Source organism: Mucilaginibacter sp. P1_D10 (assembly GCF_056406215.1).
The window spans coordinates 75,173-89,285 of record NZ_JBFUAP010000015.1 but is presented as its reverse complement, the minus strand read 5'-3'; the positions used below and the strand labels follow the sequence as shown (position 1 = coordinate 89,285).

Below are 14,113 nucleotides of genomic sequence, written 5' to 3'. Positions count from 1 at the left end.
CCTTAATCTTTTAACTGGTTAATTTTATCTGCATCGATGGTTTTATACCGACGGTACACGTTCAGGATGATGGCCAGGGCCACGGCGGTAGTTGCTGCTGCCAGCACGATGGCGAAAAGGGCGAACATTTGCCCGCCGTTGTTGATACGGTCGTACCGGCCGAAGGCTACCAGGTTGAGGTTGGCAGCATTCAGCATCAGTTCGATACCGATTAATATTTGTATGGCGTTCTTTTTTGATACGATGATGAACAGGCCGATGCAAAACAGCCCTGCACTCACCAGCATAAAGTGCTGCAGGCCAATCATGGGTTGCCCTCCTTGCGCGACAAATGCGCCGAACCCACCAAGGCTATCATCAGTAATATGCTGATGGCCTCGAAAGGCAGCAGGTAACTGGTCATTAAATTGATACCGATGTTGTTAATGCCCGATTGGTTCACCGGGATAATATTGCCTGCATCTTTTGCCGCTTTTATCCAGGCCAGGCCGGCTATATCGGCCTTGAACACCACGTTTACCATCACCACCAAAAACAGTGCGGCCAGTATAAAGGCGGCCATGGTATTCAGGCTGATGAAACGGTTCTGCTGCTGCCCCGCAGCGGCCAGCGATTCTTTGCCCGATAGCATAAAGGCAAACAGTATCAGCACCAAAATGCCGCCCACGTATATCACAATTTGGGTAACGGCCACAAAATCGGCAACGGCCAAAACGTAGAGGCCCGCCAACCCAAACAACGTTACGAAGAACATAAATATGCTGCGTACCAGATTTTTGCTTGCGGCTACCACCAGTGCTGAACCCAGCGTAACCAATGCCATCAGATAAAAGAGTATTTGTACTAAACTCATGCGTTGCCCTCCTTTGCCTTCATGGCGGCTAATTTGGCGGCTTGTTTTTCGGCCTGTTGTCTTTCCAGCAAAGCGCGTTTTTCGGCAGCCAGCTCGGGCGACATATCCGAGAACTCGTAATTCAGGTCCTTCAGTTCGAATACCGTGCGGTCGTACTGGTTGGTCATTACGATGCACTCCGTAGGGCACACAATGGTACACAACCCGCAGTACATACACTTGGCCATATCGATATCGAATTTGGCGGCGTAAAGTAGTTTCTTAGAGCCATCGGATGTTTCGCCGATGGAACCTTCTGTAGATTTTATCGATTCGATGTCGATGCAATCCACGGGGCAAATCTTGGCGCAAAGGTCGCAAACGATGCAATCGTCAATTTCTACATCCAGCTGGTAGCGGCCCACTTCGGGCGTGGGCAATTGCTGCGCAGGGTATTGTATGGTATTGGTATCGTTTTGGCGGCTAAAGTAGTTGTTATCAGTAATAGGAAGCACATCGCGCTTGTGGTTCCCCACAAAAAGATGCTTCAGGGTGAGGGTGAGGCCCCGCCATGCCGTTGTGAAACTATTTAGTACCTTATTAATCATTTATATTTCTTGCGATTTCACCGATTTAAATGATTTCACTGATTTAAATCACACTCATTAACGCCATAACTACATCAACCAAAGCCTCCACACGCCCAATTTCAGCATGCAGGCAACGATAGGAGGGTCAATATCTCTTGGCAAGGTGCCATAAGTGACCTTTTATATGTCTTTTTAATTATACCCTCGTAATATCTGCCCCAAGCGCCTTTAGCCGGGCATCGATATTTTGGTAGCCGCGCTCAATTTGCTCGATATTGTAGATAGTGGATTTGCCTTGGGCCGATAAGGCTGCGATAAGCAGAGACACCCCGGCGCGTATATCCGGCGAGGTCATGGAGATACCGCGCAGCTGAATTTGTTTGTCCAGGCCTATAACGGTTGCGCGGTGCGGATCGCACAGGATGATGTTGGCACCCATATCCAGCAGCTTATCCACGAAGAACAAGCGGCTCTCGAACATTTTCTGGTGTATCAGTACCGAACCTTTTGCCTGTGTGGCCACTACCAGCACAATGCTTAGCAAATCGGGCGTGAAGCCCGGCCATGGTGCATCGGCAACGGTAAGCAGCGAGCCATCGATAAAGGTATCGATCTCGTAATGATCTTGCGAGGGGATGTAGATATCATCGCCGCGGAGTTCCATTTGTATGCCCAGGCGTTTAAAAACATCGGGTATCATGCCCAACTCGGCGTATTTAACGTCTTTGATGGTGATTTCGGAACCCGTCATGGCGGCAAGGCCTATGAACGAGCCGATCTCGATCATATCCGGCAGCATGGTATGCTCGGTACCGCCAAGGCTTTCAACGCCCTCTATAGTCAATAAGTTGGATGCAATGCCGCTTATTTTGGCACCCATGCGGTTAAGCATTTTGCAAAGTTGCTGCAGGTAAGGCTCACAGGCGGCGTTGTAGATGGTGGTAGTGCCTTTTGAAAGGACAGCTGCCATAACGATGTTGGCCGTACCGGTTACCGATGCTTCATCCAGCAGGATGTAAGTCCCGCGCAGGTTTGATGCATCTACGTTGTAAAAGCCGGTTTCGGGATTGTAATCGAAGCGTGCACCCAGTTTTTCGAAACCCAGGAAGTGGGTATCCAGCCTGCGGCGACCGATTTTATCGCCACCCGGTTTTGGGATAGATGCCTTACCGAACCGTGCCAGCAGTGGGCCCAGTATCATGATAGAGCCGCGTAAGCCGCCGCCCTTGGTTTTGAATGCTTCGGAATTGAAGAAATCCTGGTCTATTTCCTTGGCCTCGAAGGTGCAAACCGAACGCGAGATGCGGTTCACCTCAACGCCCATATCGCCAACTAGTTCTATTAGTTTATTAACATCCTGTATATCAGGGATGTTGTTGATGGTCATTTTTTCGCCGGTAAGCAATACAGCCGATATGATCTGCAGCGCCTCGTTTTTTGCGCCCTGCGGAATAATCTCGCCCTTAAGTTTCTTGCCACCTTGTATCTCGAATGCGTTTCTCATTTTTGGTTCATGGTTGATGGTTCATAGATCATGGTTCATTGCTGATAGATCTTAGTAAGGGCAAAGATTAGAAAATAATTGCAAATACAAGCCCGATACCGCCATGAGCTATGAACCATTATCTATCAACTAAATTAGTACTTCTTAGCCCCGCCGGTATTACGGTTGCGGTTTTGGTTGTTGTTATTATTGTTGTTGTTGCGGTTTTGGTTGTTATTGTTGTTGGTGCGCCCGCCGCCGCCATTGCTGCGGTTTTGGTTGTTATTGTTGTTTTGGTTATTGGTGCGCCCGCCGCGGTTGTTGTTGTTGCTTTGGCTGTTGTATGGGTTGGTGCGGAACTCTACCCGGTTAAGGTTTACGTTCTCTTCCAGCCTCAATTCGCCGCCGGATAAGTGCAGCAGATCGGATATAATCAGATCATCTGCAACAGAATCTTTGTTCCACTGCACATAAGCCATTTTCATGAAGTTGGCAATAGCCTGTACCATGTGGCGTTTGCGATCGGGCTCCTCAATGCTTTTGGCTTTCTCTATCATCATTTCGATAGTTTTGCCATAGTGCTTGTAGCGTATGCGCTGGTGCGGGTATTTAAGCGGCTCGGGCTTAAGGTGTATAGCTTCCGGACTAGGCTTAGGGTAAGGCGAATCAACATCCAACTGGAAATCGGAGATGATGTGCAGGTGATCCCAAAGCTTGTGCTTAAAATCGGCTACATCGCGCAGGTGCGGGTTCAGGAAACCCATCAGGTCTATTACCACCTGGGCGTATTTGTTGCGTTCTTCTTTAGTGGGCAGCGCAACAATGTATTTCACCATGTTTTGCACGTTGCGGCCGTATTCGGTAAGTAAAAGTTTGTTCCTGGTAGAGTTATAATCAAACTCGCCAGGCAAAGTGGTTAATGCCATGTAAATATTTTTTAATTGAATAAAATCGTTTGAAAGAATTTCCCGGTGCATGGACAGTTTCAAAGAGTAGAAACCGGAGCAACAGAATGAATGTGTACGAAGTACGAACGCAAAGATAGAGATTTTGTGTTGCAAGTACAAAAAGATGTTTAGTGGTTAATTTAACCGCAAAGAACGCAAAGAAAAAAACGCAAAGAAACACAAAGGCATAGTTTGCTAAATATTGCACGCAAAGTCGCGAAGGCGCAAGGTTTTATTTTCTTGGCGACTTTGCGCCTTTGCGTGAAAAAAATCTTTGTGTCCTTTGCGCTCACAACTATGCAAATCTTTGCGCTCTTTGTGGTTAAATCGCCAACTTGCATTGGAGATATTTATCTTAATTTAGCCATGATGAAAAATCCTGTTACCATTACCTCCGTAGATATCTACCGTTTCAGCATCCCCATGGAGCCCTTCACCATTGCCACCGGTACTATGGACCATGCCGCCAATACTTTTATCCGCATACATACCGATGCCGGTTTTTACGGGGTGGGGGAGTGCTCGGCCTTCCCGATGATTGTGGGCGAAACGCAGGATACCTGCCTGGTGATGGCCAAAGACTTTGCGAAATTATGGCAGGGGCAAGATGCGCTGGATATCCCCGCCCGCATGCAGCAATTGCACGATGCTACCGCCGGCAACGGCACCATTAAAAGCGCATTCGATATGGCTTTATATGATATTGCCGCCAAAAACGCGGGTTTGCCGCTCTATAAATTTTTAGGGGGAGAAAAGCGCGTGGTAGAAAGCGACATCACCATCGGCATCGGTACGCCCGAAGTAATGGCCAAAAAAGCGATTGAATTCAAAGCATCCGGTGCAACGATATTAAAAGTAAAGCTGGGCAAAGGTGCAGAGGTTGATGTAGAGCGCATTAAACAAATACGCCAAGCTGTTGGCCCGGAGATGAAGATACGCGTAGATGCCAACCAGGGCTGGAGTTTCGATGGAGCTGTTTTTGCCCTGCAAGCCCTCGGCGAGTATGATATAGAGTTTTGCGAACAACCCATGCGTACCTGGTACGACGATAAATTGCCCGAACTGATGGGCCTGTCGCCGGTAAAAATTATGGCCGATGAAAGCGTGTACATCCACCACGATGCACGTAAGCAGATCGAAAGCGGTAGTTGCCATTACGTAAACATCAAAATGGCCAAAGCCGGCGGTATTACCGAAGCCAAAAAGATCCACGATACCTGTGCTGAACGCGGCATCCCATGTATGATGGGCGGCATGCTCGAGAGCCGTATAGCGCTCAGCAGCAAGCTCCATTTTGTGTACGCCAGTCCCAATATCCGGTTTTATGATATGGATACCTGCAAGTTGGGTCACCTGATCGATCCATGCATAGGCGGTGCACAGTACGATGGCTACCATCTTGATATAAGCGATGCGCTGGGAATTGGTGCGGATGCGGATGAAACGTTTTTGGAGGGGTGTGAGAAGTGGAGTGTTTGAATGTCTGAACTCGAATTTTAAGGAATTTATAAAATTTGTCGAATTAAGGAACTATGCATTCTGTATAATTCTCCTAATTCGACAAATTCGAGTTCAGACAACTCCTACTCACTCAACTCAGCAAAATACTTATGAAACAAGGGTATCGTCTCAATCCCTTTGTAATAGTTAAAAATATCATACTTCTCATTCGGCGAGTGCAGGGCGTCGCTATCCAGGCCGAAGCCCATCAGTACAGTTTTTAAGCCCAGTTCAGCCTCAAATAAAGCTACGATGGGGATGCTGCCGCCGCCACGGGTTGGGATAGGCTGCTTGCCGAATGCTTCGGCTATGGCCTTTTGTGCGGCTTTGTAGGCAATGCTATCGGTGGGGGTAACTGCCGGCTCGCCGCCATGATGCGGGGTAACTTTTACTTTTACGTATTTCGGTGCTATCTTCAGGAAATGATCGGTGAAGAGTTGGGTTATTTTCTCGCTGGTTTGGTTAGGCACCAGGCGCATCGAGATCTTGGCGCTGGCTTTTGATGGCAACACGGTTTTTGCGCCTTCGCCAATATAACCGCCCCAAATGCCATTTACTTCTAAAGTAGGGCGGGTACCGGTACGCTCGAAGATGGTGTAGCCTTTTTCGCCCCAGGTTTCGGCTATATCCAGGTCCTTTTTGTATTCTTCCTCATCGTAAGGTGCGGCGTTCAGTTCGGCGCGTTCTGCCTCGGTCAATTCCAATACATCTTCATAAAATCCTGGGATAGCGATGTGGTTATCATCATCATGCAAGGAGGCGATCATTTTGGCTAATATGGTTGCCGGGTTGGCCACCGCGCCGCCGTAAACACCCGAATGCAGATCGCGGTTAGGGCCGGTAACTTCTACTTCAAGATAAGACAAACCGCGTAAACCGGTCTCTAATGAAGGATGCTCCATGCTAATCATCGAGGTATCGGATATCAGCACCACATCGGCCTTCAGGCGTTCTTTGTTTGCTTTTACGAAGATGCCCAGATTATTGGAGCCTACTTCTTCCTCGCCCTCTATCATAAATTTGATATTGCAGGGCAGGGTATCGGTCTGCATCATCAGTTCGAAAGCTTTTACGTGCATATAAAACTGACCCTTGTCGTCGCAGGCTCCTCGTGCGTAAATTTTACCGTCGCGGATGGTGGGCTCGAAGGGAGGGGTGAGCCAAAGCTCCAATGGGTCGGCTGGTTGCACATCGTAGTGGCCGTAAACCAAAACCGTTGGCAAGGCGGCATCAATTATCTTTTCGCCATACACGATAGGATAGCCTGCGGTTTGGCAAACTTCTACCTTATCTGCACCGGCATCCGTCAGTTTTTTGGCCACGTAATCGGCGGCGTTCAAAACATCGGCTTTGTATTTTGGGTCGGCACTAACGGAGGGGAAGCGCAGCAGTTCGAACAGTTCGTCCAGCAAACGCTGTTTATGAGTTTCTATATATTGCTTTATAGCCTGCATGGTAAATGTATTTGAGGCAAATATAGCGCAGCGAAACAGATATCCAATAGATTTCACGCAAAGGCGTAAAGCCGCCATTGAAAATTAAAAACTTAGCGACTTAGCGACTTTGCGCGAGATTAATATCGTTATTTCTTCGCCTTCGGTGAAAATAAGGCAAAGGGCACAGCGCCCAACACCACCGCTGCGATATGCGCAAACGTAACTTCCTTTTGAAGCGTAAACGCATAATATATAATGGCGATTACCGCCGCAACAATACTTATGTAATATAACGGCTTACGGTATTCTTTGTATTTAAGCACCGTAACAAAATTGACGCCTCCCAACGCGCACCAGGTAACCGATATGCCCACCGCAGTAACAGCAAACCATAAAAACACCTGAAACGCCGCCATAACCAATAGTACCCCAAAAGCAGCCCGCTTTATCTTCGGACCGGCAGAACCATACATTACTATCGGCAAAATAGTGATGAAGAGCATGAGATAGTTAACGATGATGTGTTTAACCTCGCCTGCGTAGGTGAAGCCGTCGATTAGGGTTTGGATGGTTTTGCTCATGATAAATTGGGTTAGCTAAATCTACAGAATAATTTTATAGAAAAGCATGAGCAGGTACACGATAGGTTTCACGCAAAGGCGCGAAGCCGCTAAGTCACAATTAAAAACTTTGCGGCTTCGCGGCTTTGCGTGAAATAAATATGGAGGCTTATTACGCTTTCTCTACCACCACAGCAGTACCATAAGCCAAAACCTCGGTAATGCCTTGCATCACTTCGTTGGCATCGTAACGCATGTTGATGATGGCATTGGCACCCGTTGCGCGTGCATGCTGTATCAAAAGCTGGTAGGCTTCTTCGCGGGCGTTTTCGCAAAGCTCTACGTAAACCGAAAGCCTGCCGCCAAAAAGCGACTGTATGCCACCGGCAAAGTTGCCCACAACGCTGCGGCTGCGCACGGTAATGCCGCGCACTACGCCAAGGTGTTTGGTAACTTTATACCCTTCTAACGTGTTGCTGGTGGTAATGAGTGAAGTATCCATAATGTGTTTAGTGTTTGTTTATTTATTAGACACTATTTCTTTAAAAATGTTACCAAAGCGGGGTTCACAATTTCGGGCTGCTCTAAAAAGGGCAGGTGGGCGGCATCGTCAACCGGCAAAAACTCGGTTTTTATCAGCTTGTTTACCGAATCGGCATACATAAAAGGTACGCTTTTATCTTCCTTGCCCCAAATCAGCATCACCGGTTTGTTTTTGCTGTTGAGTAAGGCATAGCTTTCGCGTGGCTTAAAGTCGTAATTATACTGGGTAGAAACCAACGCATGGCGGAAACCTTTGTATTCCATCTGCGGGGTGTATTGGTCTACCCAGGTGGGGTGCTTATCGGGGTATTTAAAATCCGTCATCTGGCTCAGGGCCCTGTCATCCGCGCCTACCATTTCTTTAAGCGTAGTATAATACTGCGAAAAATCGGGCTTGCCGAAGTTATAGACAGGATCTACCAATACCACTTTGTTCACCATATCCGGGTATGCGCAGGCAAAATCTGTGGCTACCGCGCCACCGAAGGATACGCCAACCAGGCTTACAGGTGTTTTTACCTCCAGCTCGGTTAATAGCTCTTTCAGTTGGTCCATATAAAGCTGCTTGTTGTAAACGGTGTCGGGCCTATCAGAATAACCCCTCCCGAATTCGTCGTAGCGCAGCACCCGGAAGCCGTGCTCGGTTAAATATTCATAGGTGCCGTTCCAGATGTAGTAGGGCACGCTGAAGCCATGTATCATTACCACTACCTTGCCGGAGTCGGGCCCATCCAGTTCGTAATGGGTAACGCCGCCGCTTAGTTCCTGGTAGCTGCCATTGGTGTTTTTGCGCAGGTTGTAAGTAATTTCTTTTGTTTCTTTGTTTTTGGTGAAATACAGGATGGCGATAACGGCCGCCCCAAAAATTATGAGCACGAGCAGAAATGTAACAACACGTTTAAGAAACTTCATTTTTGTGGGGGAATAAGGTTTTTTGAATTAAGAAATAAAAGTAACCCAAATATTTAATTTTGCAATAGAAAGCTATCAACACTCATGCGTATTACAATCGTCGGCTCGGGAAACGTTGCCACCCACCTTGCAGCAGCATTTAAAAATGCCGGGCACCGCATGGTGCAGGTGTATAGTCCTAACATGCAAAACGCTGCACTGCTGGCCTATCATGTGGGTGCCGAGGCTATCGATAACCTCAAAGATATTGATGCCGAAACTGATATTTTTATAGTTGCCGTAAAAGACGATGCCATAACGGAAATTATTCCCGCTTTATCGTCATTGGGTAAATTGGCGGTACATACCTCCGGCGCGGTCGATTTAAAGGCGCTTACGGATTATACGGCCAATGCAGGCGTTTTTTACCCGCTGCAAACCTTCAGCAAAACAAAGGAGCTTAACTTTTGGGATGTGCCGATGTGCATCGAAGGTGCGGATGAAGCGATAACCAGTCAGTTGGAAGAACTGGCCCGAACCATCAGTAATAAGGTTTACCGGGTTAGTTCCGCGCAGCGCAAAATATTGCACCTTTCTGCGGTTTTTGCCTGCAATTTCACCAATCATTTATACGCGGTAGCCGAAGGGCTTTTAAAGGAGCACGATATGGCCTTTGACATGCTGCGCCCGCTGATACTGGAAACTGCCGATAAAATAAAGGCACATTCGCCCGCCACCGTACAAACAGGCCCGGCAGTGCGTAAAGACGAGCAAACCATGCAGGCGCACCTGGCAATGTTGGAAGGGAAGGCAGATTTACAGCAGATTTACCTTTCGCTAAGTCAGGATATTATCAAAAACAGCAACGTACCTCACGGGGATAAGTAATTTTGTTACTTTTGCCAAAATGAATATTTTTAATTTAACGATCAACTTTGAAGAGGCCGACCACGACACCGTTGTTTTGCCTATTGCCGAAGGGGAATCTGTTTTAGACGTTTGCCTGGAAAACGGCATTGATTTACAGCACAACTGCGGCGGCGTATGCGGTTGCAGTACCTGCCATATTTACGTTAATAAAGGGATGGACAACATCCAGGAGATTTCTGACAAGGAAGAGGACTTTATAGACAGGGCCGTAAACCCGCGCATTACATCGCGGCTGGGCTGCCAGTGCGTAATTATCGATGGCGATATAGAGGTTACCCTGCCCGATCAGTCGGGCTTTATGGGGCATTAATTATTAATAAGACTTATACTTACGAAGCAAGAAATGAACGACGATAAATTCGCCCTGCCCATACACTGGAACGACCACGAAGATATAGCCATGAGCCTTTACGAAAAGTTTGGCGACGATTTTGGCGAATCCAAGATATACCGCATCCGCTTTACCGACCTGCTGGAATGGGTGCTAAGCCTGCCCAACTTTGCCGGCACGCGCGAAGAATCAAGCGAAGGCCACCTGGAGCAGATACAAAGCGCCTGGGTGTACGAGTGGCGGGATAACCAATAGGCAGTTTGAAAAGTTGGAGATGTTAAAAAGTTGTAAGGTTGGAAAGTTGAAATGTTCTGAACTGATAACGAGTAACACTCCAATCTGTGTAATCGGTGGAATCAATTCTCAATCGGTGAAAACCTAATAATATAATCGGTGCTATATCGGTGAAATCATTTTAATCGGTGAAATCCAAAAAAACAAATAATGGAATCCTTTTTAAACAAGCTTAAAGATATAACCACTTTTATTTTTGATGTGGATGGCGTACTGACGGATGGTTCGATATTCGTTACCGAAACCGGCGTACAGAGCCGCGCCTTTAATATTAAGGATGGGTATGCTTTGCAGCTGGCGGTTAAAAGCGGTTATAACGTAGCGGCGATATCGGGCAGCAGGAGCAAAAGCGCCCTGTTCCGTTTGAATAGCCTGGGCGTGAACGATGTTTACCTGGGTGCGCATACCAAAACCGAGCGTTTCAAGATATACGTAGAGGAAAAAAGCATCCACCCCAGCAACGTGCTGTACATGGCCGATGATATCCCCGACCTGGGCGTGATGAAGATGGTGGGCCTTCCGGTTTGCCCTGCCGATGCCTGCGAAGAGATAAAAGCCGTAAGCGCTTTCGTATCGCCTTATGCCGGCGGCAAAGGCTGCGTACGCGACATCATCGAAAAAGTGATGAAGATACAGGGCAAATGGATGAACGAACAAGCGTATAGCTGGTAGGTTTTTAGTTCATGGGTGATAGTTCATGGTTCATAGCAGCTGCGAACCGTGTATGACAATGCTATTAACCTTCCAACTCCTGCCATGAACCATTAACTATTAACTATGAACCCCAAGATAATTCTCGCTTCTAAATCGCCACGGCGGCAGGAATTGCTGAAACTGATGGATATCGATTTTCGGGTGGTTTTGAAAGAGGTGGATGAGTCGTATCCGGATGGTCTCAGTCCGGCGGAGATTTCCCTCTATATCGCCCAAAAAAAAGCGGAAGCCTTCGATGAAGATATTAACGATGAGGTGGTGCTTACTGCCGATACCATTGTTTGCATAGATGGCGAGATACTGGGCAAGCCCGATGATGCCGAACACGCCATTGCCATGCTGCACAAGCTAAGCGGCAAGGTGCACCAGGTTTACACCGGTGTTTGCCTGTTTTACAAGGGCCGCTACAATAAATTCTACGACATGTCGGAAGTGTTTTTCCGCAAGCTTACCGATGAAGAGATACGCAGCTACGTGGCCGAATACCAACCCTTCGATAAAGCCGGCTCCTACGGCATACAGCAACGCATCGGGCTCATCGGCATCGAACGAATCAACGGCTCTTACACCAATGTGGTAGGTTTGCCTACCGAAAAGGTTTATCAGCAGTTGAAGGCGATTGTGGCGGAATAGGCGCGCAAATCATATTTTTAAAAAGCAGTGGGTTTGTGCGATTCCCCTCTCGAGAGGGGTGGAGGGGTGTGTTTCGTCGATTGCTATGCGCCGTTGCATGGTGGCGAACACACCCCTGCCTACCGGCAGGCAGGCCTGCTCCAACACCATCCGGCCCGCCCCCTCTCAAGAGGGGAGCCAAAACTTTAAAACGGTTTCCCTTTCTAAATAGCCTTTCTTTCCCCTCAACTTCTAAAAAAAACTATCTTTGGGCTATATGAAAACCATCAACGTAGCCCTTTTGGCCGGGGGATTCACCGGCGAGTACGAAGTATCGCTCAACAGCGCCAGAAACATCGCCGCAAACCTTGCCGAAACCGGTAAATACAACGTTTATACTATCCTCATCCACCGCGATAGCTGGGCCTACGATAATAATGGCGAAACCGTTGCCGTCGATAAAAACGACTTCAGCCTGAGCCTTAACGGCGAAAAGATAAAATTTGATTTTGCATTCATCACCGTGCACGGCACCCCCGGCGAAGATGGCAAGCTGCAAGGCTACCTGGATATGATGAACATCCCATACAATACCTGCGATGCTACCACATCGGCCATCACCATGAACAAAGCCTACACCAAGGCGCTTGTGCATGGCATACACGGCCTGCATACCGCAAAATCGATGCAGCTGCACCAGCGCGATATGCACGATACCGCTACCATTGCAGCCAACCTTAGGTTCCCTTTGTTTATTAAGCCCAACAATGGCGGCAGCAGCGTGGGCATGAGCAAAGTACACAACGTGGGCGGCTTGCAGGATGCGTTGGATAAAGCCTTCCACGAGGACAGCCAGATACTGATAGAAGAATTCATAAAGGGCCGCGAGTTCAGCATAGGTATTGCCCGGCTGAATGGCAAGATAACCGTGTTGCCCGCTACCGAACTGATAACCACCAAAGAGTTTTTTGATTACGAAGCCAAGTATAGTCCCGGTTTTACAGAGGAGATCACCCCGGCGCGCCTCCCCGCTGATAAGGTGCATGAGATAGGCGAGATAGTAACCCAGATTTACCTGCGCCTCAATTGCCGCGGCATGGTGAGGATAGATTTTATACTGCTGGAGGATACCGATGAATTCTACTTTATAGAAGTAAATACAACTCCCGGGCAATCATCCGCCAGTTTGATACCACAACAGGTAAGGGCCGCCGGCATGAGCGTGCCAGAGTTTTATAGCGAGCTGATAGAAGGGGCGATGTGAGTTAACACGAACAAGGCTAATTGATTCGAATTTCATGAATTAAGGAAATTGCCGAAGTGGAACGCAGGCCTGTTACGTAAACTTGGATACTTACCAAATGAAAATCACTGATAAAATTGAGCGGCTTGTGGCATTAGGCATCGATGCTAATGTATTGGATAACTACCGCCAGCCGCATCGTTTTTATCATACCCTTGCCCACCTTGATGAGATTTGGGGCCTGTTGACAAAGCAAGGCCATAGTGATAACGATGCTTTGCTTTTGGCTACTGTTTTCCATGACATCGTTTACGACCCCAAATCGGCAACCAACGAGGAAGACTCCGCCACTTATTTTCAAGAGGTTTTTAATGGCGATGAGCAGCTAAAACAGCAGGTAATAAACATTATCCTGGATACCAAAACGCATGAGCCCAAAACTCCGCTTTCCGAAATATTTTCTGCAGCCGACTTAAATATCCTGTACCAACCATTTGACAGGTTACTGGAATACGAGCAGCAGATATTTAAGGAGTTTCAGTTTGTTGATTACAGCGTGTATAAGCAAAAGAGGGTTGAGGTGCTGCAAACTTTAAGGCAAAGCGTTGATAACCCTGCGCTGGATGCGCTCATTGGTTATGTGAATGCCCGTGTGCCGCGTATTGCTGTGTATCCCGGCAGTTTTAACCCTTTCCATAAGGGGCATTATAATATCTTGCAAAAGGCCGAGCAGATATTTGATAAGGTAATCATAGCCCGCGGCGTAAACCCGGGGAAGGATGCGGCCACTTATCCCTTGCCGACTGTATTGAATTTTAGGCAAGTGTCTCAATATGAAGGCCTGCTAACCGATTTTACACAAAGCCTTGGTTATGAGGTTGCCATTATCCGCGGGTTGCGTAACGGTAGCGACTTGCAGTACGAGCTTAACCAATATCGCTACATGCAGGAGCTGAGTAATAAAAATATCAGCGTTATCGCTATTTTTTGCGATATGGAATTTGAACATATCTCCAGCACGGGAATACGCCAGTTAGAGAAATACGGCAAAGCCGGAGATTACCTCATTTAAAAAGCCTGCGGAACCAACCGCCTCGACTGTTAATTTCAGATTAACTGCAACTTAAGTATTCTTGGTACGTATATTGTGTATATAAATTGCCGGATTTAAATTGTTCATCTGTAACAGTTTACCCGGGCCGAGCGT

Annotated in this window: 17 protein-coding genes; 8 read left to right on the top strand and 9 right to left on the bottom strand. The window is 47.6% G+C overall.

The window, feature by feature from the left end:
- Positions 1 to 2: 2 nt before the first annotated feature.
- The 5 genes from nuoK to AC1DYT_RS21280 form a co-directional block, all read right to left on the bottom strand.
- Positions 3 to 308, bottom strand: coding sequence for an NADH-quinone oxidoreductase subunit NuoK (gene nuoK / locus AC1DYT_RS21300; RefSeq protein ID WP_477459865.1), 306 nt, complete (start codon positions 306 to 308; stop codon positions 3 to 5).
- Positions 305 to 853: an NADH-quinone oxidoreductase subunit J family protein gene (locus AC1DYT_RS21295; RefSeq protein WP_477471534.1), complete on the bottom strand. Its 549-nt coding sequence runs from the start codon at positions 851 to 853 to the stop codon at positions 305 to 307. The genes nuoK and AC1DYT_RS21295 overlap by 4 nt, the downstream gene beginning before the upstream one ends.
- The gene (locus AC1DYT_RS21290; protein ID WP_477471533.1) at positions 850 to 1,440 is read right to left on the bottom strand and encodes a 4Fe-4S dicluster domain-containing protein; all 591 of its coding nucleotides are present in this window, start codon (positions 1,438 to 1,440) and stop codon (positions 850 to 852) included. Before AC1DYT_RS21290 ends, AC1DYT_RS21295 begins: the two co-directional genes overlap by 4 nt.
- A 178-nt stretch (positions 1,441 to 1,618) precedes the next feature.
- A complete protein-coding gene (gene murA / locus AC1DYT_RS21285; RefSeq protein ID WP_477459868.1) occupies positions 1,619 to 2,926 on the bottom strand; it encodes a UDP-N-acetylglucosamine 1-carboxyvinyltransferase in 1,308 nt (435 codons plus the stop codon).
- Between the two features lie 134 nt (positions 2,927 to 3,060).
- Positions 3,061 to 3,831 (bottom strand): DUF4290 domain-containing protein, encoded by a 771-nt coding sequence (locus AC1DYT_RS21280; RefSeq protein ID WP_477471532.1) that lies wholly within the window; start codon positions 3,829 to 3,831, stop codon positions 3,061 to 3,063.
- Positions 3,832 to 4,218: 387 nt separating this feature from the next.
- Here AC1DYT_RS21280 and AC1DYT_RS21275 point away from each other — a divergent pair, with 387 nt between their 5' ends.
- Positions 4,219 to 5,331 carry a mandelate racemase/muconate lactonizing enzyme family protein gene (locus AC1DYT_RS21275; RefSeq protein WP_477471531.1) on the top strand — a complete coding sequence of 371 codons (1,113 nt, stop codon included), beginning with the start codon at positions 4,219 to 4,221 and terminating at the stop codon, positions 5,329 to 5,331.
- 104 nt (positions 5,332 to 5,435) lie between these two features.
- On the opposite strand, the gene AC1DYT_RS21270 is transcribed toward AC1DYT_RS21275, so the two are convergent.
- The 4 genes from AC1DYT_RS21270 to AC1DYT_RS21255 form a co-directional block, all read right to left on the bottom strand.
- Positions 5,436 to 6,806, bottom strand: a complete 1,371-nt coding sequence (locus AC1DYT_RS21270) for a dipeptidase (protein WP_477471530.1) — start codon at positions 6,804 to 6,806, stop codon at positions 5,436 to 5,438.
- Between the two features lie 128 nt (positions 6,807 to 6,934).
- Complete coding sequence (locus AC1DYT_RS21265; RefSeq protein WP_477471529.1) at positions 6,935 to 7,369, bottom strand: hypothetical protein; 435 nt, start codon at positions 7,367 to 7,369, stop codon at positions 6,935 to 6,937.
- A 151-nt stretch (positions 7,370 to 7,520) separates the two neighbouring features.
- Positions 7,521 to 7,850 carry a YbjQ family protein gene (locus AC1DYT_RS21260; RefSeq protein ID WP_128531506.1) on the bottom strand — a complete coding sequence of 110 codons (330 nt, stop codon included), beginning with the start codon at positions 7,848 to 7,850 and terminating at the stop codon, positions 7,521 to 7,523.
- A 32-nt stretch (positions 7,851 to 7,882) separates the two neighbouring features.
- Positions 7,883 to 8,803 carry an alpha/beta fold hydrolase gene (locus AC1DYT_RS21255; RefSeq protein ID WP_477471528.1) on the bottom strand — a complete coding sequence of 307 codons (921 nt, stop codon included), beginning with the start codon at positions 8,801 to 8,803 and terminating at the stop codon, positions 7,883 to 7,885.
- 84 nt (positions 8,804 to 8,887) lie between these two features.
- Between AC1DYT_RS21255 and AC1DYT_RS21250 the strand changes: the two genes are divergently transcribed.
- From AC1DYT_RS21250 to AC1DYT_RS21220, 7 genes are all read left to right on the top strand, one after another.
- Complete coding sequence (locus AC1DYT_RS21250) at positions 8,888 to 9,670, top strand: Rossmann-like and DUF2520 domain-containing protein (protein WP_477471527.1); 783 nt, start codon at positions 8,888 to 8,890, stop codon at positions 9,668 to 9,670.
- A gap of 19 nt (positions 9,671 to 9,689) precedes the next feature.
- Complete coding sequence (locus tag AC1DYT_RS21245; protein WP_477471526.1) at positions 9,690 to 10,022, top strand: 2Fe-2S iron-sulfur cluster-binding protein; 333 nt, start codon at positions 9,690 to 9,692, stop codon at positions 10,020 to 10,022.
- A gap of 33 nt (positions 10,023 to 10,055) precedes the next feature.
- Positions 10,056 to 10,298, top strand: a complete 243-nt coding sequence (gene iscX / locus AC1DYT_RS21240) for a Fe-S cluster assembly protein IscX (RefSeq protein WP_133235866.1) — start codon at positions 10,056 to 10,058, stop codon at positions 10,296 to 10,298.
- A gap of 189 nt (positions 10,299 to 10,487) precedes the next feature.
- Complete coding sequence (locus AC1DYT_RS21235) at positions 10,488 to 11,009, top strand: KdsC family phosphatase (RefSeq protein ID WP_477459878.1); 522 nt, start codon at positions 10,488 to 10,490, stop codon at positions 11,007 to 11,009.
- 105 nt (positions 11,010 to 11,114) lie between these two features.
- A complete protein-coding gene (locus AC1DYT_RS21230) occupies positions 11,115 to 11,684 on the top strand; it encodes a Maf family nucleotide pyrophosphatase (protein ID WP_477471525.1) in 570 nt (189 codons plus the stop codon).
- 256 nt (positions 11,685 to 11,940) lie between these two features.
- Positions 11,941 to 12,927, top strand: coding sequence for a D-alanine--D-alanine ligase (locus tag AC1DYT_RS21225; RefSeq protein WP_477471524.1), 987 nt, complete (start codon positions 11,941 to 11,943; stop codon positions 12,925 to 12,927).
- Positions 12,928 to 13,024: 97 nt separating this feature from the next.
- Positions 13,025 to 13,978 carry an adenylyltransferase/cytidyltransferase family protein gene (locus tag AC1DYT_RS21220; protein ID WP_477471523.1) on the top strand — a complete coding sequence of 318 codons (954 nt, stop codon included), beginning with the start codon at positions 13,025 to 13,027 and terminating at the stop codon, positions 13,976 to 13,978.
- The last annotated feature ends 135 nt before the right edge of the window (positions 13,979 to 14,113 follow it).